The 23,162-nt window shown below is 68.7% G+C and carries 24 protein-coding genes; 9 read left to right on the top strand and 15 right to left on the bottom strand.

The features are described from left to right. Positions 1 to 33: 33 nt before the first annotated feature. The 9 genes from O3139_RS12310 to O3139_RS12270 form a co-directional block, all read right to left on the bottom strand. Entirely contained in the window at positions 34 to 510 is a 477-nt protein-coding gene (locus tag O3139_RS12310) for a copper chaperone PCu(A)C (RefSeq protein ID WP_269514349.1), read from the bottom strand. Positions 511 to 522: 12 nt separating this feature from the next. After that, positions 523 to 1,881, bottom strand: a complete 1,359-nt coding sequence (locus O3139_RS12305) for a PepSY-associated TM helix domain-containing protein (RefSeq protein ID WP_269514348.1) — start codon at positions 1,879 to 1,881, stop codon at positions 523 to 525. Further along, positions 1,881 to 3,959 (bottom strand): TonB-dependent receptor family protein, encoded by a 2,079-nt coding sequence (locus tag O3139_RS12300; protein ID WP_269514347.1) that lies wholly within the window; start codon positions 3,957 to 3,959, stop codon positions 1,881 to 1,883. The genes O3139_RS12305 and O3139_RS12300 overlap by 1 nt, the downstream gene beginning before the upstream one ends. A 71-nt stretch (positions 3,960 to 4,030) precedes the next feature. After that, positions 4,031 to 4,423, bottom strand: coding sequence for a DUF2946 family protein (locus O3139_RS12295; protein ID WP_269514346.1), 393 nt, complete (start codon positions 4,421 to 4,423; stop codon positions 4,031 to 4,033). A gap of 83 nt (positions 4,424 to 4,506) precedes the next feature. Next, positions 4,507 to 5,121, bottom strand: a complete 615-nt coding sequence (pth, locus tag O3139_RS12290) for an aminoacyl-tRNA hydrolase (RefSeq protein ID WP_269514345.1) — start codon at positions 5,119 to 5,121, stop codon at positions 4,507 to 4,509. A 72-nt stretch (positions 5,122 to 5,193) separates the two neighbouring features. After that, positions 5,194 to 5,877, bottom strand: a complete 684-nt coding sequence (locus O3139_RS12285) for a 50S ribosomal protein L25/general stress protein Ctc (RefSeq protein ID WP_269514344.1) — start codon at positions 5,875 to 5,877, stop codon at positions 5,194 to 5,196. 177 nt (positions 5,878 to 6,054) lie between these two features. After that, positions 6,055 to 7,134, bottom strand: coding sequence for a hypothetical protein (locus O3139_RS12280; protein WP_269514343.1), 1,080 nt, complete (start codon positions 7,132 to 7,134; stop codon positions 6,055 to 6,057). Between the two features lie 101 nt (positions 7,135 to 7,235). Beyond that, positions 7,236 to 8,462: a hypothetical protein gene (locus O3139_RS12275; RefSeq protein ID WP_269514342.1), complete on the bottom strand. Its 1,227-nt coding sequence runs from the start codon at positions 8,460 to 8,462 to the stop codon at positions 7,236 to 7,238. Between the two features lie 70 nt (positions 8,463 to 8,532). Continuing rightward, positions 8,533 to 9,465, bottom strand: a complete 933-nt coding sequence (locus O3139_RS12270) for a ribose-phosphate pyrophosphokinase (RefSeq protein WP_269514341.1) — start codon at positions 9,463 to 9,465, stop codon at positions 8,533 to 8,535. 188 nt (positions 9,466 to 9,653) lie between these two features. Between O3139_RS12270 and O3139_RS12265 the strand changes: the two genes are divergently transcribed. Beyond that, a complete protein-coding gene (locus O3139_RS12265) occupies positions 9,654 to 10,526 on the top strand; it encodes an outer membrane protein assembly factor BamD (protein ID WP_420022320.1) in 873 nt (290 codons plus the stop codon). Between the two features lie 55 nt (positions 10,527 to 10,581). After that, on the top strand, positions 10,582 to 12,282 hold the full coding sequence (gene recN, locus O3139_RS12260; protein WP_269514339.1) for a DNA repair protein RecN: 1,701 nt from the start codon (positions 10,582 to 10,584) through the stop codon (positions 12,280 to 12,282). Between the two features lie 79 nt (positions 12,283 to 12,361). Here the strand turns inward: recN and O3139_RS12255 are convergent, their stop codons facing one another. From O3139_RS12255 to O3139_RS12235, 5 genes are all read right to left on the bottom strand, one after another. Next, positions 12,362 to 13,165, bottom strand: a complete 804-nt coding sequence (locus tag O3139_RS12255) for a hypothetical protein (protein ID WP_269514338.1) — start codon at positions 13,163 to 13,165, stop codon at positions 12,362 to 12,364. An 18-nt stretch (positions 13,166 to 13,183) separates the two neighbouring features. Then, complete coding sequence (locus O3139_RS12250; protein WP_269514337.1) at positions 13,184 to 14,092, bottom strand: cobalamin biosynthesis protein CbiG; 909 nt, start codon at positions 14,090 to 14,092, stop codon at positions 13,184 to 13,186. Positions 14,093 to 14,169: 77 nt separating this feature from the next. Further along, positions 14,170 to 14,682, bottom strand: a complete 513-nt coding sequence (locus O3139_RS12245) for a hypothetical protein (protein WP_269514336.1) — start codon at positions 14,680 to 14,682, stop codon at positions 14,170 to 14,172. A 15-nt stretch (positions 14,683 to 14,697) separates the two neighbouring features. After that, complete coding sequence (gene xth, locus O3139_RS12240) at positions 14,698 to 15,492, bottom strand: exodeoxyribonuclease III (RefSeq protein ID WP_269514335.1); 795 nt, start codon at positions 15,490 to 15,492, stop codon at positions 14,698 to 14,700. Between the two features lie 105 nt (positions 15,493 to 15,597). Beyond that, entirely contained in the window at positions 15,598 to 16,569 is a 972-nt protein-coding gene (locus O3139_RS12235; RefSeq protein ID WP_269514334.1) for a hypothetical protein, read from the bottom strand. A gap of 160 nt (positions 16,570 to 16,729) precedes the next feature. On the opposite strand from O3139_RS12235, the gene O3139_RS12230 reads away from it, so the two are divergent. The 6 genes from O3139_RS12230 (at position 16,730) to O3139_RS12205 (ending at position 21,618) form a co-directional block, all read left to right on the top strand. After that, entirely contained in the window at positions 16,730 to 17,824 is a 1,095-nt protein-coding gene (locus O3139_RS12230) for an MBL fold metallo-hydrolase (protein WP_269514333.1), read from the top strand. Next, positions 17,821 to 18,597, top strand: a complete 777-nt coding sequence (locus O3139_RS12225; protein ID WP_269514332.1) for an enoyl-CoA hydratase — start codon at positions 17,821 to 17,823, stop codon at positions 18,595 to 18,597. Before O3139_RS12230 ends, O3139_RS12225 begins: the two co-directional genes overlap by 4 nt. Before the next feature lie 62 nt (positions 18,598 to 18,659). Continuing rightward, on the top strand, positions 18,660 to 19,151 hold the full coding sequence (locus O3139_RS12220) for a GNAT family N-acetyltransferase (protein WP_269514331.1): 492 nt from the start codon (positions 18,660 to 18,662) through the stop codon (positions 19,149 to 19,151). 39 nt (positions 19,152 to 19,190) lie between these two features. Next, entirely contained in the window at positions 19,191 to 19,754 is a 564-nt protein-coding gene (locus O3139_RS12215) for a DUF1285 domain-containing protein (RefSeq protein ID WP_269514330.1), read from the top strand. Next, the gene (locus O3139_RS12210; RefSeq protein ID WP_269514329.1) at positions 19,751 to 20,416 is read left to right on the top strand and encodes a CoA pyrophosphatase; all 666 of its coding nucleotides are present in this window, start codon (positions 19,751 to 19,753) and stop codon (positions 20,414 to 20,416) included. Before O3139_RS12215 ends, O3139_RS12210 begins: the two co-directional genes overlap by 4 nt. After that, a complete protein-coding gene (locus tag O3139_RS12205; RefSeq protein ID WP_269514328.1) occupies positions 20,413 to 21,618 on the top strand; it encodes a CCA tRNA nucleotidyltransferase in 1,206 nt (401 codons plus the stop codon). The genes O3139_RS12210 and O3139_RS12205 overlap by 4 nt, the downstream gene beginning before the upstream one ends. Here O3139_RS12205 and O3139_RS12200 read toward each other — a convergent pair. Beyond that, on the bottom strand, positions 21,587 to 22,546 hold the full coding sequence (locus O3139_RS12200) for an endonuclease/exonuclease/phosphatase family protein (protein WP_269514327.1): 960 nt from the start codon (positions 22,544 to 22,546) through the stop codon (positions 21,587 to 21,589). The two genes, O3139_RS12205 and O3139_RS12200, sit on opposite strands and share 32 nt — an antisense overlap. Before the next feature lie 84 nt (positions 22,547 to 22,630). On the opposite strand from O3139_RS12200, the gene O3139_RS12195 reads away from it, so the two are divergent. After that, positions 22,631 to 23,092 carry a DUF4112 domain-containing protein gene (locus O3139_RS12195; protein WP_269514326.1) on the top strand — a complete coding sequence of 154 codons (462 nt, stop codon included), beginning with the start codon at positions 22,631 to 22,633 and terminating at the stop codon, positions 23,090 to 23,092. Positions 23,093 to 23,162 lie beyond the last annotated feature (70 nt).

Raw genomic sequence — 23,162 nt, 5'->3', positions numbered from 1 at the left:
CCGTTTGTCAGGCTCGCCGGCCGATCACGAGGATCAGCCCTCGTTGGAGGCCGGAGGCTGGCCGACGGCGGCGGTGACGGTCAGGTCGGGAGCCTGGGCAAAGGACAGGGTCAGCTCGACGGTGTCGCCCGCGACAAGGGGCTCGGCCACGTCGTTCAGCATGATGTGGTTGCCGCCGGGTGTGAAGACGACCGGCTGGCCCGCCGTCATGGGTACGCCGCCCTCGATCGGGTGCATCATCATCATGTTGCTCTCCATCGTCGTCTCATGGATGGAGGCGCGGGCGGCGGCCGGGGTCGCCACCGACTCCAGCGTGTCGTCCCGGGTCGAGACGAGGTGCAGATAGCAGGCCGTGACCTTGCGGCCGTTGGCGGTCGGCCGACAGATCGCATCGGTCACGACGACCGGCGTGACCGTGTTGCCGTCGGCACCGACGGTGGTGCTGTCGGTGTTCCCGCAGGCGGTCAGGCCCAGCATTGTCAGGGCGGCGAGAGGGATCAGGCCTTTCATGGGGCGGTCCTTTCAGGAGACGATGGCGTGGGGCCGGGTGAGGGCCAAGACAAGGCGGTCGAGCACGACGGCCACGATCAGGCTGAGACCCGTCAGGGGATACAGGATCGCCAGCGGCAGGACGATAGCCAGCACCGCGACCTTGGCGCGCGGTCCGGGCGGGGCGACGGGGGCGGCGAGGTGGCCCTTCGGCCGCCGCTTCCACCACATGACCAGGGCGCTGAGGCCGAGGATCCAGATGGCGATGCAGCCCGCCAGCATCAGATAGCGGTTGATCCAGCCATACTGGGTCCCCTGGTGCACGCCGATGCCCCATTCATAGGCTTTCGCCCCGAGGCCGAACTGGTCGTAGCGGACGTCGGCGCGGACCGCGCCGGTGGTGGCGTCGATATAGAGGATGCGGTTGTCCTCCACCCGCTCGACCACGCGGGCGGCGGTCCAGGCAAGGGCCGGATCGGTCGGGATCGACACCGTATAGGGGCGGGGCAGGCCTTGGGCGTCCGCCGTGGCGACGACGGCGGACAGGCGGGCGGGGCCCATGGCGTCCGGCGTCGGCATGACCATGCCCTCCATCGTCCAGCCGACACCGACGGGCGCATTCATATGCTCTGCGTGTTCGAAAGCGGGAGAGGCGGCCGGCGGCCTGGGGCGGCCGAGGCCATGGTCCTTCAGATAGCCCATCACCTGATCGCCCCAGACGGCCGACCAGGGCATTCCGGTCAGGGCCAGGAAGACGATGATGGCCCCGGCATAGAGACCGGTCACCGCATGCAGGTCGCGCCAGAACGGACGGCGGGTGGCGTCGGTGGCCTTAATCGTGGTGACTCCGACGCTGCGTCCGCGCGGCCACCACATGAACAGGCCCGTGGCGACCAGGATGATGGCCCAGCCGGCGACGATCTCGACGATCGCATTGGCCCATTTGCCCAGCAAGATCAGGCTGTGCAGCCGCTTGACCGTCTCCATCACGCCGCCGAATGGCGTGGTGCCGATCAGGCGGGCGTCGTGGGGATCGACAAAGGCGGTGCGTTTTGCGCCATCGGGCAGGGTGACGGTCAGGCGCACAGCCTGGTCCGGGCGGGCCGGGACGAGAAGATTGGTCACCTTGCCTCCGGTCCCGGCTTCGGCCGCAGCGATCCAGCGGTCGGGGGAGGCGGTCTGGGACCGCGCCTCGACGTGGGACAGGTCGCGGTAGGCCAGGCCGTCGATCTCGCCCTTGAACAGGTAGATGCCGCCGGTCAGGGCCATCAGCATCAGGAAGGGCAGGACCAGAAGCCCGGCGTAGAAATGCCAGCGCCAGACGGTGCGGTAGGCCTCCGACAGGAGGCCGGGAGCGGCTGGAACCGCCCCCTTCTTTTCGATCGTCGTCATCACCAGCCCATCCTCACGCCCATGAAGACCGACGTGCCTTCGCCCGGCCAGAAGACGGCGGTGGAGGCGACACGTGCATCGGTCACGGCGCTGAAGTTCGAGACGTAGCGCTTGTCGAAAAGGTTGCGGGCATCGACGAAGAGGCTGGTGCCGTTGTCGAGCGTCCAGCCGAGGCCCAGATTGACGACGGTGTAGCCCGGGGCCTTCAGCGTGTTGGCATAGTCGACCCAGGTGTCGGACGGGGTCGTCTCCAGCGAGGGGGCGATGAACCAGCCGGCCGGGTGGTCGTAGCGCAGCTCGGCCCGATAGAGGTGCGGCGGGACCAGCGGCAGATCGTTGTCACCATAGGCCTTGTCGCCTTCGAAGAAGAAGTCTGAATAAGTGTAGGTCTGGCGCAGTCGCCAGCCCCCGCCCAGAAGGGTTTGCGCGAAGCGCCAGTCGAGACCGGCCTCGATCCCCTGATGGACGGTGGGGCCCGCATTGAAGGTCGCGGCCGGGATGCCGAGGGCCGGGTTGACGACGAAGTTCAGCAGTTCGTTGTCCAATTCGGCGCGGTAGACCGCGACGTCCCATGAGAGCCGTGCGGTGCGGCCACGCACGCCCGCTTCCCCGGTCCAGGCTTCCTGGGCCTTGATGTTGGCGAAGCCGCCGATGGTGGGTGTCAGGGAGCCGAAGTTGGGCGGCTCGATCGAGCGGGTGATGTTGGCATAGGCCTGGGCCCCGGATTCTCCTTCCCAGAGCAGGCCGAGGCGGGGCGCGAACCACTCATAGTCCTTGCCGGTGGTCAGGTTGAAGGTGGTTGAGACGCCCGGAAGGGCGAAGTTCTGGTAATCCCGTTCGGCCCGACCCCAGGTGCCGCCGGCGACGAGGGCGACCTGATCGGTCACGAACAGGCGTCCTTCGGCGAAGACGTCGAGGGCCTTTGCGTTCTGACGGGCGTTGGCGGTGCGGGTGCCGCGCGATCCGCGGACATTCACGAACTGCTGGGCGTCCAGATCGCCGACCCGGTACCAGGCCCCGCCGAAGGCGTCGGCGCGCAGGCCGAAAACCTGCCCTTCCCAGTCCAGTCGGCCGAATGCTCCGTAGTTGCGGCTCTGCTGGTCGATGACCTGAAAGATCGGGTGGTCCAGGTCCTTCCAGGTGCCATAGACCGCGCCCTCGAACAGCAGGTCAGGCGACAGCCGCCAGCGGGTCGACAGGGTGGTGCGGATCGAGGCGTAGTCGCGCTGATAGGCATTGGCGACATTGGCGGTGGCAGGCATGACCGGGGTGCTCAGGGCATGGGCCAGGGTCAGGGCACCCGGAATCTCCTGATGGATATAGGCCCCCTGGACGATCAGCCGGGCCTCGCGGTCCTCGCCGAAGCTGCGGCCGATGTTGGCGGTGATATACTGTTGCTGGCCGTCCGATTGCTGGCGCCAGCCCTCGGCTGTCGCGCCGGTGACGCCGATGAAGGCGTCCCAGTCGCCGCGCACGCCGCCGACCTCGGCATGCAGCCGGCCGGTGCGCCAGGAGCCGAAGTCCGCGCGGACGCTGGCGGCCTCGCCCGAGGTACGGCCATTCGGTGTAACCAGATTGACCGCCCCGCCCAGCAGGGAGCCGCCGAAGCGCAGGGCATTGCCGCCCTTGTAGACCTCGGTGAACCGCGCCAGCAGCGGATCGACCATCTGCACGTCGCCGAATCCGTCGGCCTCGTTGAAGGGGATGCCGTCCTGGGACACGAAGACACCACGCAGGTGGTTGGCGTTGCCGATGCCCGAGCCGCGGATCGAGAGGCGCACGTCGCCGCCCCATTTCTTCTGGGCATAGACGCCGGGCACATCGCGCAGGACGTCGGCGAGGTTGGGGGCGTAGCGGCTCTCCAGACTTTCCGCCGAGACCGCGGCGACAGCCCCGGGCGTGCGCGACAGGCGACGGCGGGCTTCGGCCACCACGGGTGGATCTTCAGGATTGCGGGCACCGGTGACGATGACCTCGCCCAGGTCGACGGCGGGGCCGGTCGGGGCGGTCTGTGAGAAGGCGGGGCTGGCGAGGACACACAGCAGGGCGGCCGGAGCCGCCGAAAAGAGCAGTCGCATGAATGGAATGTCCTGAAAGACGCAAGGGTGCGCCCGCGCGCGAGACGGCGGGCGGGCTTAAGGGCGTACGATCAGGTCTGGGGTGGAGCGGTCGACGGTGGTCGGGGCGGGGCACGGGCCGGGGGCGGCACGGCCTGGCCGGGCGCAACGAAGCGCGACGCCGGATAGGAGGTGGCGGCGCGGACCGACTGGAGCACCGGCGGTGTCGGCAGGTCGGCGACGACCGCCATGACGCAGGCCGAGCATTTGACGCCCGCCATGCCCTTGCTCGGCTCCTGCTGGCCGTCCACGCCGATCGAGATGGTCTGCGGCCCCTCGGTGGAGCAGATGACCATCGGATGGCCCGGCGTCGAAGCTGCATAGGCCGCAAAGGGCAGCAGGCTTCCGAACACGATGGCAAACGTCGCCGCCAGAAAGGCCAGCGAGCGGGCGATCGACCAGGATTCAGCCTGTGGACGGGTCACGACCTGGCGATAGCGGATGGCGGGCCGGAAAGGAAGTGCGTGCGGGGTTCCCTCCCATCGCTACGCGACAGGGAGGAGGCTGATCATTCGCCCTTTGCCGCCTGGGCGGCCTGGCGGGGACTGAACTTGGGGGCGGGGGCCAGGCGCAGAACCTCGCCCTGATAGCGTTCGTCATCGCCGGCCAGGGCGAAGGGCAGGGCGTCGGCGCAGGCGTTCAGCAGGGCCTCCAGCCACGGTTGCTCGGCCTTGTGGAAGTCCCCCAGGACATGGGGCATGACCATCGACGGCTCGCCCGGGTGGCCGACGCCCATGCGCGCGCGGCGGAAGTCGGGACCCAGTTGGGAGATCAGGCTGCGGACACCGTTCTGGCCCGCCGCGCCGCCGCCCTTCTTCATGCGGAACCGGCCGGGGGCCAGGTCGATCTCGTCGTGGAAGACGATCACGTCGGCAGGCGCGATCTTGTAGAAGCGGGCGGCCTCTCCGACGGCATTGCCCGAGTTGTTCATGAAGGTCTGGGGTTTCATCAGCAGCACCCTCGTGCCCTCGACCTCGCCCTCGCGGATGACCGACTGGAACTTGGCGCGCTCGGGTCCGAACCGCCACCGGCGTGCGATTTCGTCGGCGGCCATGAAGCCGATGTTGTGGCGGTTGTTCTGGTACCTGGGGCCCGGATTGCCCAGGCCGGCGATGATGAGCATGGCGCTGTCCTGATACGAAAACGGCCCCGTCCGTCACCGGATGGGGCCGCGATCGTGAGATGATCCGTGGGATCAGTCTTCGGTCTTCTCGCCTTCGGCCGCGGCGCCTTCGTCGCCCTGTTCGGTGGCGGCGGCTTCGGCCTCGGCGGTCTCTTCGGCGATGGCGTCCTCGATCTGGTCGGCGGCGACGGCGGCCGACGAGACCTTGATGGCGCCGATCACGAAGTCACGGTCGGCGATGGTGGCTTCCACGTCGGACGGCACCTTGACGTCCGACCAGCGCAGGGTGTCGCCCAGCTTGTGGCCGGCCAGGTCGACGACCAGGTCTTCGGGGATGTGATTGGCCGGGACCCGGATCTCGACCGAGTGACGGACGATCTCGAGCGTGCCGCCCTGACGGAAGGCCTTGCACTGGTCTTCGTTGATGAAGTGGATCGGCACTTCGATCTTGATGGTCTGGTTCTCGTCGACGCGCATCAGGTCGAAGTGCAGGGGACGGTCCGACACGGGGTCGAACTGCACGTCCTTGGCGATGACCGGCTGGCTCTCGTCGCCGTACTTCAGCGTAACGAGGTGGCCCAGCAGCTTGCCGGTGTACAGGTTCTTGCGGAAGTCCTTCTCGTTGACCGAGATGGCGACGGGAGCCTTGCCGCCGCCGTACAGGATGCCCGGAACCGCGCCCGAGCGACGGGCCGCGCGCGCGCCGCCGGTGCCGGTGTTCTCGCGGACGTCCACGTTCAGAATGATCTCGGCCATCTGGCTCGCCTCAACAACAAAAACGCCTGCGCCGACATTGCGGCCCGCGCGGCGGGGTCATGGACCCTCGAATTCAAGAGCGCGGGTCATTACACGCAAGCGCCGGTATGCGCAACTGCGTCCGCGAGACGAAACGCGCCCAGACAGCGGGCGGAAGCCGTGCGGGCGTTCGCGGCCTTACCTGGTCGCAGGTTGCGTGGCGACGATGGAGGCCGTGGCGGCTTCCTGGGCGACGCCTTCGACCGGCGTGACGGATGCCGTCGCCGTGGCCGGGGCGGCCGTCACGACCGGAACTGTCGCCTGGGCGGTACAGGTTGCCAGGTCGCGCACGATGTGGCGTCCGACGCAGAACATATCCTCATAGCTGGGACGCGAGGCGGCGAGGCACTGGAACAGGTTCAGCTTGGACATATCGAGGCAGAACTGGGCGTTGGTCTCGATCGACAGGGCTTCGGTGTTGGCGCGCGCATCGTCGCCAGCGGCCCCCAGCGCAGCAAGGGCGGCGATGGCCAGGGCGTGCACGACCGCAGGGGTATAGGGCGCGGCATGGGTGGCCGGTGCCAGGTTCAGGCCCGAACCGCTGTTGGCGGCCGCGAACAGGCGCGCGGAGTCCTCGGCCGAGGGCAGCATCTGGCCCGCCGAGATGGTCTTGGCGGTTTCCAGCCGGACGGCGCGGTCGGGGATCGGCACGACGGCCCAGCGGCGGCGGGGATCGTTGCGCTCCTGGATGGTATAGGCATCGCCCTCGACGGCATCCGCGATGGTGGTCAGGGTGGCGATGTCCTGGCCCAGGGTGGCGATGATCAGGCCGGCGGCGACATCGGCACCCGGCAGGCCGGCGGCATAGGCTGGGTCGCGGATGATGTTGGCGACGACGTCGGCACGGACCGCGGGATCGACGGCATAGGTGCGAACCCCGGCAACGAACTCGGGCGACTGCAGCGCCAGGATCGAGCCATAGGCGATCATGCCCCGCGACAGGGTAGCGGGGTCGTAGGCCGCGCCCTTGTGCATCGCGTTCTGGATCGAGGCGGCGTCGGGGAAGCCGGCCTGGATCGTGCCGACGTCGCGAATGAAGGCCACATAGATGGAGGCAGCCTGGGCCACGCCCTCGTTCAGGGTCACCGGAGGGGGTGGGGGCGGCGCTTCCACGACGACGGCGACGGGTTCGGGCGCTGGCGTGCTGCACGCCCCCAGGACGGCTGTGGTGGTGGCCACCACGATCGCCAGGGCGCGACGTGAAAGAACCAGACGCATGGATAATCCCCCGGATACAGATACTGAGGCACCCTTCAGGTGCCGAGCCTTCTATATCGCGTTGTCGAGGGTTTTCCGATCGTTAATCCCGCAGGGCGAGTTCAGCGTTGCGGCCCCGGGGGCGTGGCGTTCAAGCGCTGGGTCTGGTTCGCGCCCTGGGCGAGCGGCGGGTTCGGCGTGATCGACGGAGCTACGGGCGACACGGTCGCCGGCGTTTCCGGTGCGGACGAGGACCCCGGGGCCGTCGATGGCGGCAGCGGTTCGGTGCGGATGACCGGCGTCCGGGACTCCACACGGGTCTGGACGGGCGAGTCCACGGTGATCCGGCCGGCCGGCTGGCTGGTGCCGCTCGCACAGGTGGCCAGGTCGCGCACGACGTGGCGGCCGAGGCAGAATTCCACCTCATAGCTCGGTCGCGACGCCGCCAGGCACTGGAACAGGTTCAGCTTGGAACTGGCGAAACAGTCCTGGCTGGCCAGGTCGTACTGCAGGGCGTCGGTATTGGAGACGGCGTTCTCGCCCGCCCCATCCAGTACTGCGAGGGCCGCGATGGCCAGGGCGCTGGACACCGCAGGGGGATAGGGCGGCTGGCGCAGGCGCGGGGTCGAGACCCCGAGGCCGGAGCCCGAATAGGCCGCAGCCGAAAGCCGGGCCGCATCCTCGGCATTGGCCACCATGCGGCGCGCCGACAGATCCTTGACGCCCTGAATGCGCGCCTCGCGATCCGGCACAGCCTGGCGGGCCCACGAGGCCCGGCCATCGGCCTGGATGGCATAGGCATCGTTCTCGATGGAGTCGGCGGCGACCCGCAGCGCGGCGATGTCGGCGTCGAGGACCCCCATGATTAACCCCGCGGCGGAATCGGCTCCAGCCAGGGTCGAGGCATAGGTGGGATCGGCGACGATCCGGGCGACCGTCTGATTGCGGGTCTCGCGATCCATACCGTACTGGCGCACGCCGGTGACGAACTCGGGCGACTGCAGCGCCAGGATCGAGGCGTAGGCCACCAGGCCGCGCGAGATCTGGTCCGGCTGATAGGCGGCACCCCGCTGCATGGCGGCCAGAATGGCCTCGGGGCTCTCAAAGCCGCCGCGCAGGGTCGCCATGTCGCGGGTGAAACCCAGATAGATGGCGGCGGACTGGATCACGCTGTCGTTCAGCGCGATGGGTTTGGGCCGGGCGGCCAGGGCGGCGGCGGCGGCCAGCTCGGCTGCGACCCGCTGCGCCTCGGCCTCCTCGGCAGCCTTGTTCGACGCGCAGGACGCAAGGGTCGCGGCGATCAGAAGTGCCGTCAGGGCCGATGCCCTGCGGCCCGAAAACAGTGTCATGATGATCCTCCGCAGCTTCCCCGGCCCGATTCCAACAGCAGGCTCCCGGCAGTATTGAGGCAGGGTCGCCTCAGTCGAACAGTTTCGACACCGATTCCTCGTTGGCAATCCGACGGATGGCCTCGCCGATCAGGGGGGCGACCGGAACGGTACGGATCTTGGCGCAGCTGGTCACCTCGAACGGCTGTTCGATCGAATCGGTGATGACCAGTTCCTTCAGCGGACCGTCCGTCACGCGCTGGACGGCCGGGCCGGACAGGACGCCGTGGCTGATGTAGGCCGAGACGGAGGTCGCCCCGGCCTCCATCAGGGCCTTGGCGGCATTCACCAGAGTGCCGCCCGAATCGACGATGTCGTCGAACAGGATGCATTCGCGCCCCGAAACGTCGCCGATGATGTTCATGACCTCGCTTTCGCCCGCCCGGGGGCGGCGCTTGTCGACGATGGCGAGATCGACATTGAGGCGTTCGGCCAGCGACCGGGCGCGCACCACGCCGCCGACGTCGGGCGAGACGATCATCAGATTGCCGCGCTGGTAGTGATCCTTCACGTCCTGGGCCAGGACCGGCGTGGCCACCAGATTGTCGGTCGGAATGTCGAAGAAGCCCTGAATCTGGCCGGCGTGCAGGTCCATGGTCAGGACACGGTCGGCTCCGGCGCGCGTGATCATATTGGCGACCAGCTTGGCCGAGATCGGCGTGCGGCCGCCCGTTTTGCGGTCCTGACGCGCATAGCCGAAATAGGGCATGACCGCCGTGATCCGTCGCGCCGAAGCCCGGACCAGGGCGTCGATGCAGATCAGCAGCTCCATCAGGTTGTCGTTGGCCGGATAGGAGGTCGACTGGATGACGAAGACATCCTCGCCGCGCACATTTTCCTCTATGACGGCGAAGACCTCGTTGTCAGCGAACCGCTTCACCTGGGCCTTGGTCAGGGGCATGTCGAGGTGATCGGCGATGGCCTGGGACAGGGTCCGGTTCGAGTTGCCAGCGAGCAGCTTCATCCGGTCATCCTTTCGCCGTCATCGGACCGCCAATGAAGCGCGTTCCGTCTCGCGCGCTCTTTAGCAGCGCACCGGGCCGTAGCAAGCGGTCATCGTGTTCCTGGCATGATGGCGCGCCGCGCCGGGGGGTGATAGGGAACGCGGTCTTGGATTCCGGCTGACCAGATCGGTCGTTCGGGTGACGTGTGATGAGGTTTGTCTTGCCGACTTTCTCCCGGTCTTCGTCCGCCCTGCGACGCGGCGGCCTGATCTTGATGGCCGCAGCGGTCACACTGACGCTCGCCTCCTGTAACGGCGGAGCCAATCGGCCTCGGCTGGCCTATGAGGAGCGGCCGGTCGAGCTGCTCTACAACACCGGCTATCAGCGCCTTCAGTCGCACCGCTGGTCGGACGCGGTCGATTATTTCCAGGAAGTCGAGCGCCAGCACCCGTATTCGGAATGGTCGCGCCGGGCGATCCTGATGCAGGTCTACGCCCAGTATCAGAACGGCAACTATGAGGAATCGATCGCGGCTGCGGACCGGTTCATCGCCTTGTTCCCGGGCAGTCCGTCGGCCGCCTATGCCTTCTACATGCGCGCCACCTGCCATTTCGAGCAGATCGTTGATGTGGGCCGCGACCAGGATCAGGCCCGGCAGGCACTGGAGGGTCTGAGGGACGTCGCGCGCCGCTATCCCGGCTCGTCCTATGCCACGGACGCGACGGTCAAGATCGACATGGTCAACGACCAGCTGGCCGGCAAGGAGATGTCGATCGGCCGCTACTACCAGCGCGCCAACCAGCCGCTGGCCGCGATCGGTCGCTACAAGGCGGTCATCGACAACGAAGCCTATCAGCGCACGTCGCACACGCCCGAGGCCCTGTATCGGCTCGTCGAGGTCTATCTGAGCCTGGGCCTCAAGGACGAGGCGGAGCGGAATGGTTCGGTCCTCGGCTACAACTACCCCGGCAGCCCCTGGTATGCGGAGGCTTACGCCCTTCTGACCGAACAGGGCGAGCAGCCTGGCACGGCACCGACGGCACCGCGCGAAAACTGGTTGCAGCGGATTATTCCGGGCTGACCGTTCGCTTCCTGTTCTGGGCTAGACTGTCCGCGATGCCGAATCGTTTCGCCCCATGCTGACCCGTCTGTCGATCCGCGACGTCGTGCTGGTCGACGTTCTCGATCTGGAGGTCGAGGGCGGGCTGACCGTGCTGACCGGCGAAACGGGCGCGGGCAAGTCGATCATCCTCGACGCGCTGGGCCTGGCGCTCGGCGGGCGAGGGGAAGCGGGGCTGGTGCGGGCCGGCGCGAAACAGGCCGTGGCCACCGCCATCTTCACCGCGCCGGACGATGCCGAGCTGATCGCCCTGATCCAGGACAAGGGGTTCGATGTGACGCCGGGCGAGGACCTGATCCTGCGTCGGGTGCTGTCTGCTGACGGGCGCAGCCGGGCCTATGTCAACGATCAGCCGGCCGGCGTGGCCGCCCAGCGCGAGATCGGCGCGCGGCTGGTGGAGGTGCATGGCCAGCACGAAACCGTCGGTCTGCTGGACTGGAAGACGCATCGCGGCCTGCTCGATGCCTACGGTGGCCTGGCCCCACAGCTGTCGGGCGTCGCGGCGGCGTCCGATCGTCTGAAGGCGGCGGAGGCGAGACTGGAGGGGCTGCGCGCCGCCGCGGCCGACGCGGCCGCGCGGGCCGAAGAGATCACGCTGAACCTGGCCGATCTCGACGACCTCGACCCGCGTGCGGACGAGGAGACCGAACTGGCGGGCGAGCGGGCGGTGCTGGGCGCGGCGGAAAAGGCCGTGGCCGATCTGGCCGACGCCCGGACCAACCTCGGTGGCGACAAGCTGAGCCAGAAGCTGTCGGCCGCTCTGCGAGCCGTCGAACACGCCCGCCAGCGCGCGACCCAGGCCGGGGTCGAGGCCGATCATCCCGTGCTGGTCCGCCTGACCCGTGCCGCCGAGGCCATCGACCGGACCATGGTCGAGGCGGCCGAGGCCATTGCCGAGGTCGACGCCGCCGCCCATGCCTTCGACTTCGAGCCGGGCCGTCTGGACAAGGCCGAGGAGCGGCTGTTCGCCCTGCGCGCGGCGGCCAGAAAGCTGAACACCACCGTCCACGCCCTGCCGGCCCTGCGCATGTCGCTGCGCGAGCAACTGCGCCTGATCGAGGACGGGGCCGAGGCGATGACCGCTGCGGCGCGCGACGCGGCGGTGGCTCGCGAGCATTACGATGTGGCCGCGTCGCTGTTGAGTTCGGGCCGCGAGGCCGCCGCCGACCGGCTGGCCAGGGCGGTGATGGAGGAACTGGGTCCGCTGAAGCTGGACCGCGCGCGGTTCCGGGTGGCGCTGGAGCCTGTGGCCGAGGGGCGGCGCGGTCCGCTGGGCGTGGAGACGGCGCGGTTCGAGATCGCGACCAATGCCGGAACGCCGTTCGGCCCGCTGGACGCCATCGCCTCGGGCGGGGAGCTGGCGCGCTTCGCCCTGGCCATGAAGGCCGCTCTGGCGGGACGCGAGGACCAGCGCCAGCCGGTGATGATCTTCGACGAGGTCGATCAGGGCGTCGGCGGGGCCGTGGCCGAGGCTGTGGGCCAGAGGCTGAAACGCCTGTCGACCGGGGCCCAGGTCCTGGTCGTGACCCACAGTCCCCAGGTCGCGGCCCGCGGCCACGCGCACTGGAAAGTGCGCAAGGCCGATGCGAACGGCGCGACCACCACGACGGTGGACGCCCTGAACGACGATGCGCGCCGCGAGGAGATCGCGCGGATGCTGGCGGGGGCCGTGATTACGGAAGAGGCGAGGGCGGCGGCGAGGGCGTTGATCGGGTAGGCCCGGCCTTCGACGGCGTGGCCGTTTCCTCGTTGACGATCCCGCAGGCGCGAACCCTCAAGACCTTAAACAGATTGACTCAGGGGAGGCGACAGACCGTCCGGCCGCTTGGGGCGATGCGGTCCCATAGCAGCCCGAGTCGCCTGTAAGATCGGAGCCATCGTCTCTCCAGTGCCGCCTGGTAGGGCGCGATTTCCACCCCGGGCAGGCAGGAGCGCATCATGGGCTCCTCGACCAGAATGGCGCGCGACAGGCTGGGTTCGTGGTCAAGTCCCGCGACATCGTCCGAACCGGGGGTCCGGTACAGCAGCCAGCCGGGTGCCACGTTATGCCGCCGCGCGAATTCCGCCTGACGTGTCGCAGTGGTCTCTGTTCTGGCCAGTATGCCGGCAAAGGCGACCTCGGCCTCTTCGGTGCTTCGGCCAATCCGGGCCTGCAGGGTCATGAATTCCGACTTGCGCGAACGGAAGCGGTCAAGGGTCCAGGGATCAATGCTGCCGTGGAGCAGCACCATGGCCCGGGGCGAGAACTCGATCCGCCGGGCCAGAGGCAGAAAGTAGTTGGCGCAGGAGGAGTTGCATTGCCACTCGACCCGCATGGTCAGACCCCGGCCCTCCAGAATTTCGGCGATGTCGAGCGCCGCCTCGACGCTGCCGCCCTCCGTGTCCAAAACCAGCTCTCGCGTCGTTTCTGCGAAGGTCTGGCGCACGCACTCGGCCAATTCGGCGTCAATCTTGCCGCTGATGGCGAAGACCTCCGCCGTGCGTTGTTCGCAGGCTCCGGTCCGCGCCTCGGTCTCCGATCGCACGCTGAAGGATGATGTGCTGGCGCATCCACCCAGCAGGGCGGTGGCGGCGAAAAGGATGGCGCAGGCGGCACGCATGGCCGGACCTTAAGGTCATTAGACCCCCAGAATCCAGCCCTCCTCGTCCTGCACCTGCGCCACCAGGGCCTCGTTGGTGCCCTTCTTCGGGCCGAAGGCCATGGACAGGTCGCCGCGCTCGTCCAGCAAGGCCAGGGCCTCGGCCGTCGTTCGGACCTGGGCCTGATCCTTGAACTCTCCGGCAGCGACGGTGGTGGGCCACATCGAGGGCCAGACCTCGGCGACGAGCACCGACAGCGGTTCGAGGTCGGCCGTATCCAGCGCGCGCCAGCCGGTGCCGAAGGGCCAGACGGCGGCGGAGGCCCCGAGGCTCTCCAGCAGGCGCCGCACCATGGGGATGCCGACCAGGGTCTGGCCGCCGACGGCCCCCGCCCCGTGCATCTGCCAGTTCGACTTCGGCTGCAGCTTGCCGCCCTTGATGGCCAGTTCGGTGGCCCGGTACTCGGGGATGTCCGCGCCGGAGCCGGCGGGGGGCTTGGTCGTGGTCAGCCAGCGCTGGGCCTGCTTGGCCGGCGCGCCCCAGAAGGGCCAGGCCGCGTCCGTCATCAGCCGGTTCATCTTGGCGGCGATCTGGTAGCGGTTGTTGGTGTTGTCGTCCTTGTCGACGATGTTGGAGGCCACGAACTTCCACAGGGCAGACCATGCGGGCGTGTCCTTCAGACCGAGGCGCGCGGCGGTCCCGGCCGGGTAGCCGAACGAGAAGTCGAAGCCCAGCAGGACACGGTCGCCACGCCGGGCGTGGTCGGCCAGGATCGAACGGATCAGCGCCTCTCCCTCGGCCCGCGTCGCGACGTTGTGGGTCTCGGTATAGAGGCGGAAGCGCACGTCGCGCTTGGCCACGCCGATCCAGACCGAGTTCTCGCCCAGCTTCTTGCCCTCGGCAGCGGTCCAGTCGGCAATGACATAGGCGTCGAACAGGCGGGCCACGGCGGGCTCCTCGGGAAATACACGAAACAGGATGGCGGGGTTTAGTCCTTCCCCTCGCAAGGGGGAACCCCGAAGGCCTATTTCAACAGCGCTTCGAGATGCGACAGCCAGCGGCGGCCGAGGCGCATGGCCTCGCGCGGGGACCCGGTGTGGCCGGGCGACATGGCGTTCCACAGGGCCAGTTCGAACTCGGGATAGCGGGCGTCTTCAAACAGAAGGCGGAGCGTGACCTGTTCGGCATCGGGGGCCATGACGTCCAGGGCCTTTCGCGCCTCGCCGCGCCGGACGCGGGCAACGACATGGCCGTCGACGATCAGCTCGCCGCCCTCCACCTCATCGAAGGCATAAACGAGGCCGTGGGCGCCGCGATCCCACAGGACCGCGACCTGTCCGCCGTCGAAATCCAGGCCGGCACCCCGGCCTTCGCTCGCGGAAATCGCCTCGACCTCGGGCAGGGCCCCCAGGGATTTCAGCATGGCGCGACGCAGGCGACGCTCGGGTTCCATCCACCAGTTCAGCGTCAGGGCGGCCGTGGTCAGGGCGGCGGCGGCGAGCGCGACCAGCAGAATGACGCGCAGGGCCTCAGCCATCCAGGGCCTCGCCCATCAGTCGGCCAGTTCGATGACGACCGGGACGTGGTCGGACGGCTTGTCCATGTCGCGGGCGTCGCGGTGGGTCTCGACGCCGACGAACCGGTCGGCGGCCTGGGGCGACAGAAGGTGGAAGTCGATGCGGATGCCGTGATCGCGCTGCCAGGCCCCGGCCTGATAGTCCCAGAAGGTCCAGCTGCCGGGCGGCTGGTGGCCGAGCTCCCCGGCCTCGTAGAGACCCAGGCCCTTCAGTGCGCGGAAGGCGGCGCGGCTCTCGGGCTGGAACAGGGCGTCGGTCGTCCAGGCGGCCGGGTTCTTCGCGTCATCGGGCGTGGGGATGACGTTGTAGTCGCCACACAGGGTGAAGGCCTCTTCCTGGCTCAGCAGATCGCGCGCGTGGGCGTTCAGACGGGCCACCCATCGCAGCTTGTAGTCAAACTTTTCGGTGCCGACCGGATTGCCGTTGGGCAGATACAGGCCGCCGACGCGGACCGGACGGGGGGCCTCGATCAATGCCTCGATATAGCGGGCCTGGTCCTCTGCGCCTTCGGCCAGCCCGTCCGAGCCGGGCAGGCCGCGCCGGACGTCCGAGACCGGATGTTTCGAGAGCAGCGCGACGCCGTTGTAGGACTTCTGGCCGTGGACCTCGACATTGTAGCCGAGGCTCTCGAAGGCCTCGCGCGGGAACTTGTCGTCGACGGTCTTGATCTCCTGGAAGCAGACCACGTCGGGCTTCGCCGCCTCCAGCCATTCCAGCACGGTCGGGAGGCGGGCGTTGACGGAGTTCACGTTCCAGGTGGCGATGCGCATCGCCGCGAGCCTAGGCAGGGTCGCCCCGCCCGGCAAGCGCCGCGCGCCAGCCGGGCGGAACATGGAGGCCCGGGCAAGGGCTGCGCGCTGCCCGGGGAAGAAACATCACTGCGGGGTGGTGGCGGCCGGAGCCTCGGGCACAACCGTCAGCTTGCAGCCGCCGCCGATGCGCTGGGCGGTCTCGCAGGGATAGACCTGCTGCACTGCATAGGCATTGTCGAACCGCACGATGATGCCGTTACCGGCACCGCATTTGGCTTCGTAGAAGCTGCCGTTGGCATTGGCCCCCATATAGCGGGCTTCCGTTGGATCGCAGGCTGCGGCATCCGCGTCGTTGGCGAATCGACCCTTCAGCGTTGCGACCTGTTCGGCAGCGGTTGAGAAACGGCAGCGACCGTTCTGACCCACGACCTCAAGGCATTCCGTTTTCTTCCAGCCCTCGGGCGTCCGTTCCAGCCAGTAGCCGTCGGCACCGTTGCAGCCGACTTCATAGATCAGATTGCCGGTGCTCGAACGGCCGATCGAGCTGCCCTGATCCGGCGTGCAGGCCACGCCCGCCTCCGCCGCATAGGCACTGACCACACGCAGGATGTCCAGGTTCACCGGATTGACGCACTGGGTACCGACATCGGCAGCGGGGTCTCGCGCGCGTTCGATCTCGGCCTGACCGGCCAGCAGCACGCAGTCGGCAGCGACCGGCGGCGTGGATGAGACGAAGATGAAGCCCGGTCCGGTAGCGCAGACAGCCTCATAGAGTTTTTCATTGGCAGGGGTAACGCCGCGCAGCTCGGCCGACGTCATCTGACACGGCGTGCTGGTCGCCGTGGCAAGAGCCTGGGCTGCGGCCAGGTTTTCGGCCGGGGTGGGGGGCGGCGGATTGGCGCGGTTGCGGGCTTCGCGCCGCTGACGGGCATTCTGCTCGGTTGTCTCGCCGGCCGCGCCGTCGACTGAAGATTGCGCGCCGGTCGTAGCCCCGGGAATGCTGCTTCCCGTCGCCTGCGCGCTGGCCGTCATGGGCGCGAGCCCGGTGAGCATGACCGCCGCGCCGAGCGCCGCGAGGATGGAGGATTTGAACACGAACTGGCTCCTGGACCGCATTTCCCTGTGGGCAGAGCCTTGGCGGGGTGCCGGGACGAGGTCAAGACCGAGTTGCGGCAGGGATGCGGCGAACCGGTAGCGTGCTGGACGAACATGGTCGGCTCTGGCAATGGTGGGCGCGTTGCGATTGGAGACGGACTTGGCCGACGGCGTCATCACAAGCGAAGGCGAGACCGCGACCGGCGCGCCCGGTCTGCGCGGCCTCGCCTATCCGCTGGGCGATCCGCCGACGCCCGGCGAGGCTGCCGAGGCCGCACCGGGCGTCCTGTGGATGCGCCTGCCCTTGCCGATGGCGCTGAATCACATCAATGTCTATGCGATCGAGGATGGCGACGGCTGGGTGATCGTCGATACCGGACTGCAGACGCCGGACAGCGTTGAGGCGTGGGAGGCGGCGCTGACAGGTCCGCTTGGAGGCCGGCCGGTCACGCGCGTCGTCTGCACCCACATGCACCCGGACCATATCGGCCTGGCGGGCTGGCTGTGCGAACGGTTCGATGCGCCCCTGTTGATGTCGCAGCTGGAATACATCACCGGCCGGATGCTGGCCTCCGACACGGGTCCGGCACCCGAGGACGGCGTCCGGTTCTTTCGCGCGGCGGGTTGGGCCGAGGAACGGCTGGAGCGTTACCGGCAGACCTACGGCATGTTCTCCAAGGGGGTCGCGCCCCTGCCTGCGGGCTATCGGCGGCTGAGCGCCGGCGACATCCTGTCGATCGGCGGTCAGGACTGGTCGATCGTCGTCGGCAACGGCCACAGCCCCGAGCACGTCTGCCTCTGGCGCAGGTCGGACGGGGTGTTCATCGCGGGAGACCAGATCCTGCCGCGCATTTCGTCCAACATCTCGGTCTGGCCGACGGAGCCGCTGGCCGATCCGCTGGCCGACTGGTTGCGCTCGCTGGATCGACTGGGCGACCTGCTGCCTGCCGAGACGTTGGTGCTGCCCGGCCATGGCGAGCCCTTCACCGGCGTCCTGCCGCGCATCGAAGCCCTGAAGCGGGGGCATGCCGTCTCGCTGAAGCGGCTGGCGCGGACGCTGCGGACGCCGAGCCGAGCCATCGACGTCTTCCCATCCCTGTTCGCGCGCCCGGTCGGCGACGGCCTGCTGGGCATGGCGACGGGCGAGGCAATCGCGCATCTGAATCACCTGGAAGCGCAGGGCAAGGCCCGGCGCGCGCGCGATGCAGATGGCGTCGACTGGTGGACCACTCTCGAAACGGAGCCTGAAGAATGAGCGACCTGATCCAGACCACGTTCGCCGACGGCGTGCTGACCGTCACCCTGAACCGGCCGGAAAAGAAGAACGCCATCACCCAGGCGATGTACGCCGCCCTGGCTGAGGCGACCCAGCGGGCGCGCAGCGACGATGCCGTCCGGGTGCTGCTGTTCCGGGCCGAGGGCGACAGTTTCTCGGCCGGCAACGACATCGCCGACTTCATCGCCATCGGCTCGTCCGGCGGCGGTCAGGTGGTCGATGCGCCGGTGTTTCATTTCCTCAAGGCCCTGGCCGAGCTGGACAAGCCGGCGGTGGCGGCCGTGCGGGGCCGGGCCGTGGGGATCGGCCTGACGCTGCTGCTGCATTGCGACATGGTGGTGGTGGCCGAGGATGCCCTGCTGTCGGTGCCCTTTATCAACCTGGCCCTGGCTCCCGAAGCCGCGTCATCCCTGCTGCTTCCGATGGTCATCGGCCATCAGCGGGCGTTCGAGATGTTCGCCCTTGGCGAGCCCATCGACGGACGCACGGCCGTGGCCTGGGGCATCGCCAGCCGCGCGGTGCCCGCCGCCGAGGTGGATGCGGTCGCTTCTGGCCTCGCGGCCAAGCTGGCCACCCGGGCCCCGAACTCGATCCGCAAGACCAAGCAACTGATGCGGGACGCCGGGGCGCTTTGGTCGCTGATGCTGCGCGAAGGCGAGGCCTTCGGCTCCCAGATGTCGAGCCCGGAGGCGATGGAGGCCTTCATGGCTTTCAGCCAGAAGCGCGCGCCGGACTTTTCAAAGGTCGGCTGAACGGCGTCCCGTCACGGGTCCAAGGTTGAACCGTCGGGCCATTGGGCCTAGGTGCCCGCGCCATGTCCGCGTCCCTCGCCACCGTTTCCGTGCTCCGGATCGTTCCGGAAATCCCCGCCGACGTCGGCGAGGTCGATCGGCTTGTGCTGGAGGCCTTCGGGCCGGGTCGGTTCGCCAAGACGGCGGAGCGCATTCGTGAGAGGGCCAGGCTGGCGGCCGGCTATGTCGCGCGTGAGGACGGGCGGCTGGTCGGGTCCGTGCGCCTGTGGGCGATCAGGGTCGGCGGTGTGGACGCAGTCTTCCTCGGGCCCATCGCGGTGGCCGCAGAGGCGCGGGACAGGGGTCTGGGGGCCGATCTGGTCGGGGCCTGTATGGCTCAGGCGCAGAGCCTGGGCGTCGCGGGTGTGCTGCTGGTCGGCGACCTGTCCTATTTCTCGCGTTTCGGGTTCGAGGTCGCACCGGACGTGAAACTGGCCGGGCCGGTCGATCCGAAACGGCTGCTGTGGTTGAACATCAACGCGTCGGCGCCGCAGGGTCTCGCCCTTCCGGCCTGACGCCTTTCGCCGGACGGCGACGCGGCCTAAGTCTTCCGTATGAGCGGATCGGAGACAGCGACGGGTCTGGCGGGCCTGACCCGGGCGGCGCAACAGGCCCCCGGTCGCGGCCTGCCGCCGGTGCATCTGTGGCATCCGGACCATTGCGGCGACATCGACATCGTCATCCGTGCGGACGGAACCTGGACGCACGAAGGCTCGCCGATCGGGCGGGTTGAGCTGGTGCGGCTGTTCTCGACCATTCTCAGACTGGATCCGGACGGCTATCACCTGGTCACGCCGGGCGAGAAGCTGAAGATCACGGTCGAGGACCTGCCGTTCCGGGCCGTGACGATGGAGCGCGAGGGGGACGATCTGGTGTTCACCACCGACGTCGGCGACCTCGTGCGGGCCGGGCCGGAGCATCCGATCGCCGTCGAGACCGACCCCGTGACCGGCGAGCCTTCGCCACGTCTGCACGTGCGGCGCGGGCTGGAGGCCCGGATCGCGCGGACGGTCTTCTATGATCTGGTGGAGCTGGCCGAGGTGCGCGACGGGCAGTTGATGGTGGCCTCCGGCGGCGCGTGGTTCGCCTTGGGGCCGCCGGGCGCGGGCGTAACATGAGCCTGGCGTCCCTGAAAACGTGGCTGACCGATGGCCTGTCGTCGCCTGACACATGGCGGGCTGACACCCGCCCCACCCGGTCGGACTTCGACCTGAACCCGGGTGCCCTGCGCTGGGTGGAGGGGCCGCTGAAGCCGGCGGCGGTGCTGATTCCCGTTCTGGCGACGCGCGATGGCGCATCGGTGCTGCTGACGCGACGTGCCGACAGCCTGGCGCGGCATACAGGCCAGATCGCCTTTCCCGGCGGTCGGCTGGACACGGGTGAGACGGCGGTCGAAGCCGCCCTGCGCGAGGCGCGCGAGGAGGTCGATCTGGACCCCGGTCTGGTCCAGGTTCTGGGCCTGTCGGACCCCTATGAGACGGGGACCGGCTATCTGGTGACGCCTGTCGTCGGCTGGATCGAGTCAGAGCCCGTGCTGACGGCCTCGCCCGACGAGGTGGCCGAGATTTTCCGGACGCCGTGGGATTTCCTGATGGATCCGGCCAATCACAGCCGCGACCATCTAGAGTCGACGGACGGGGTGCGCCGCTGGTTCTGGGCCATGACCTGGCAGGAGCGCTACATCTGGGGGGCGACGGCCGGGATCATCCGGGGTCTGCGCGCGCGCCTGTATGGCGATGAAGCCGACGTGGCGGATGCCGTAGCCGAGGATGCGGCGTGACCCGGCTGGAAGGGCAAGACTGGCTGACATCGTCCGCCACCATGGCCGTCATGGATGCTCTGGAGGCCGCGGGTGGGCCGGACTGCGCGCGCTTCGTGGGCGGCTGCATCCGCAATGCTCTGGTCGGGCGGCCGGTCGACGACATCGACATCGCCACGCGGCTGAGGCCCGCGGACGCAATGGCGGCGCTCCAGGCGGCCGGGCTGAAGGTCGTGCCGACGGGGCTGGCGCACGGCACGGTGACGGCGGTGTCGGAGCGTCAACCCTATGAGATCACGACCCTGCGCCGCGACGTGGAGACGGACGGGCGACGGGCGGTGGTCGCCTTCACCGACGACTGGGCCGAGGACGCGGCGCGTCGGGATTTCCGGCTGAACGCCCTCTATGCCGATCGCAGCGGCACGATCTTCGATCCGACCGGGCAGGGGGTCGAGGATGCCCTGGCGGGGCGGGTCGTGTTCGTCGGCGATCCAGCCCGGCGGATCGAGGAAGACTATCTGCGTATCCTGCGCTTCTTCCGCTTCTACGCCTGGTATGGCCGGGCCGAGGCGGACTCGCACGGACTGGCCGCCTGCGCGGCCCATGCGGAGGGACTGACACGCCTGTCGGCCGAGCGGGTGTCGAAGGAATTGCTCAAGCTCCTGGCCGCGCCCGATCCGAGGCCTGCCGTATCGGCGATGAGGCACGCGGGCGTGCTGGCGCGGCTGATTCCGGCCGTGGCGTCGTCTGCCGCGTTCGAGGCCATGGTCGATCTCAGCGACGATCCCGTTCTGCGCCTGTCGAGCCTGCTGCCGGACGAGCCGCCCGTGGTGGTGACTGCCGCCCAGGCCCTGCGGCTTTCTCGCGTGATGGAAGGGCGGCTGGGCGATGCGGCACTGGGGCCGCTCGACCTGGCGACACCGCATGCGACCTTGCGTGCCTTCACCTATCGGCTGGGACGTCAGGCCGTGCTCGACCGGCTGATGCGCGGGCTGGCCGAGGCGGGCGGCCAGGGGGATCGATCCGCTCTGGCCGCCGTCGCCGACTGGGCCGTGCCCCGGATGCCCATCGGTGGCCGCGAGCTGGCCAGGCTGGGCGTCGAGCCGGGGCCAGAAACGGGCCTGATCCTGAAGGCGTTCGAGGACGAATGGGTGGCGGCGGATTTCCCCGCGACCGGCCACGCCGATCGGCTCAGCCGGCTGGTGGCGGCACGGCACCGGTGAAGCGGATGACCACGGCCCGGTGATCCGATCCGTTCCGGCGACCCAGCCGGCGGTCGAGCAGGGCGAGGTCCGGCGAGCGATAGACCTGGTCGATGGTCATGGTGGCGGCCGCGGGCAGGGCGCTGTGCCAGGTCCCGGGCCAGCCGGGGGCGGGGATCAAACCGGTTTCGGCCTGGATCTGGCGGCCGATGCGCGCGCTGGAGACGCTGTTGAAATCCCCCGCCACGATCATGGGACCGGGAAAGGCGGCCCGCCACTTCGAGAGGCCTTGCGCCTGGATGATCTGGCCCCACTGGAACTGGTAGGGCCACGGCCGGGTCAGGTGGACGCCCACCACGGTGATCGGCCCCAGCGGGGTTTGCGCCACAACACCCGCCGCATCCAGCTGCTCGGCAAAGGTATCCACCGGTCGGATCGGGAAGCGCGAGGCGAAGACATAGCGTGACGGGCCCTTGCGGCCCTGGTTGGCCCTGCCCACGACCCTGTGTGGATAGGCCCCGACAATACGATCGAGGCCCGAGACGAGGGGGTCGCCGACCTCCACCAGGACGACGATGTCCGCGTCCGCCGCCTGTACCGATCGGGCGACGGCGGCCACGTCCTGGTTCTCGACCCAGACATTGGCGGAATAGAGGGACACGACGGGCGCGCCAGCCCGGGCCTCGCCGATCGGCGGAAACCACTGGGGCCAGCCGGCGACCAGCAGGATCAGGACGGTCGCTATGGCACCACCCAGCGCCACGCGCAGCCGCAGGGCCAGGGTGACGAAAGCGATCAGCGCAGAAGCAAAGATTGCCGGGCCGACGAACTGGGCCAGAATGTCGACCCACCGATGGCCGATGCCACTCAGGGCGGCCAGGCCGATGGTCAGGGGCGGCCCCAGCAAAAGCAGCAAGCCGCCGGTCAGGATCAGTCGGACGCGTGACACGGGCGGCCTTTCGCGAAGACGCTTGCGTTCCGGGGTGAACGCGGGTCGTTGTGATGCGTTGACCACTCGCTTCGGGAGGGCGGAATGGCGAAACGGTCGGTCGCGGATATCGAGAAGATCTGGTCCAATGTCGAGGGCGTCAAGAAGCTGTCGGATCGGGTCGTCGGCCTCGGTCCCTTCGGCATCGGGATGGACGGACTTCTGACCTGGGTTCCCTTCGTGGGGGACGCCTATACCGTCGGGGCAGGCGGCTGGCTGATGATCCAGGCCGTACGCGCCCGCGCATCGGCCGCCACCATGGCCCGGATGGCGGCCTATCTGCTCAGCGACACAGCGACGGCGGCGGTGCCGTTCGCGGGCGCGGTCGTGGATACGCTGTTTCCGGCACACCTGCTGGCGGCCAGGGCGTTGCAGAAGGACATCGAGACCACCCACTGGGTCGAGGCGAACGAGCGCGAGGCCAGGGCGTCGGGTGAACACGACCGCCATGTCGCCAAGATGCGCGCCGATCCGAAGAAGCGGCGAATTGTCTACCTGCATGATTAGGCGGGGCGCCGCGCTTGACGCCCCCGTCTCCAACGGCCCTATTCGCGTCGGCTGTGGCTTTCGGACGGTT

Source organism: Brevundimonas subvibrioides, from assembly GCF_027271155.1.
Classification (GTDB): domain Bacteria; phylum Pseudomonadota; class Alphaproteobacteria; order Caulobacterales; family Caulobacteraceae; genus Brevundimonas; species Brevundimonas subvibrioides_D.
Note: the sequence above shows the minus strand (reverse complement) of the source record. Positions and strands in the feature narration are given on the sequence as shown.

Bases quoted from the DNA above. Each gene is read 5' to 3' on its own strand.
- O3139_RS12310 (WP_269514349.1), bottom strand. From the start codon at position 510: ATGAAAGGCCTGATCCCTCTCGCCGCCCTGACAATGCTGGGCCTGACC.
- O3139_RS12305 (WP_269514348.1), bottom strand. From the start codon at position 1,881: ATGACGACGATCGAAAAGAAGGGGGCGGTTCCAGCCGCTCCCGGCCTC.
- O3139_RS12300 (WP_269514347.1), bottom strand. From the start codon at position 3,959: ATGCGACTGCTCTTTTCGGCGGCTCCGGCCGCCCTGCTGTGTGTCCTC.
- pth (WP_269514345.1), bottom strand. From the start codon at position 5,121: ATGCTCATCATCGCCGGCCTGGGCAATCCGGGCCCCAGGTACCAGAAC.
- O3139_RS12285 (WP_269514344.1), bottom strand. From the start codon at position 5,877: ATGGCCGAGATCATTCTGAACGTGGACGTCCGCGAGAACACCGGCACC.
- O3139_RS12280 (WP_269514343.1), bottom strand. From the start codon at position 7,134: ATGCGTCTGGTTCTTTCACGTCGCGCCCTGGCGATCGTGGTGGCCACC.
- O3139_RS12275 (WP_269514342.1), bottom strand. From the start codon at position 8,462: ATGACACTGTTTTCGGGCCGCAGGGCATCGGCCCTGACGGCACTTCTG.
- O3139_RS12270 (WP_269514341.1), bottom strand. From the start codon at position 9,465: ATGAAGCTGCTCGCTGGCAACTCGAACCGGACCCTGTCCCAGGCCATC.
- O3139_RS12265 (WP_420022320.1), top strand. From the start codon at position 9,654: ATGAGGTTTGTCTTGCCGACTTTCTCCCGGTCTTCGTCCGCCCTGCGA.
- recN (WP_269514339.1), top strand. From the start codon at position 10,582: ATGCTGACCCGTCTGTCGATCCGCGACGTCGTGCTGGTCGACGTTCTC.
- O3139_RS12255 (WP_269514338.1), bottom strand. From the start codon at position 13,165: ATGCGTGCCGCCTGCGCCATCCTTTTCGCCGCCACCGCCCTGCTGGGT.
- O3139_RS12245 (WP_269514336.1), bottom strand. From the start codon at position 14,682: ATGGCTGAGGCCCTGCGCGTCATTCTGCTGGTCGCGCTCGCCGCCGCC.
- xth (WP_269514335.1), bottom strand. From the start codon at position 15,492: ATGCGCATCGCCACCTGGAACGTGAACTCCGTCAACGCCCGCCTCCCG.
- O3139_RS12225 (WP_269514332.1), top strand. From the start codon at position 17,821: ATGAGCGACCTGATCCAGACCACGTTCGCCGACGGCGTGCTGACCGTC.
- O3139_RS12220 (WP_269514331.1), top strand. From the start codon at position 18,660: ATGTCCGCGTCCCTCGCCACCGTTTCCGTGCTCCGGATCGTTCCGGAA.
- O3139_RS12215 (WP_269514330.1), top strand. From the start codon at position 19,191: ATGAGCGGATCGGAGACAGCGACGGGTCTGGCGGGCCTGACCCGGGCG.
- O3139_RS12210 (WP_269514329.1), top strand. From the start codon at position 19,751: ATGAGCCTGGCGTCCCTGAAAACGTGGCTGACCGATGGCCTGTCGTCG.
- O3139_RS12195 (WP_269514326.1), top strand. From the start codon at position 22,631: ATGGCGAAACGGTCGGTCGCGGATATCGAGAAGATCTGGTCCAATGTC.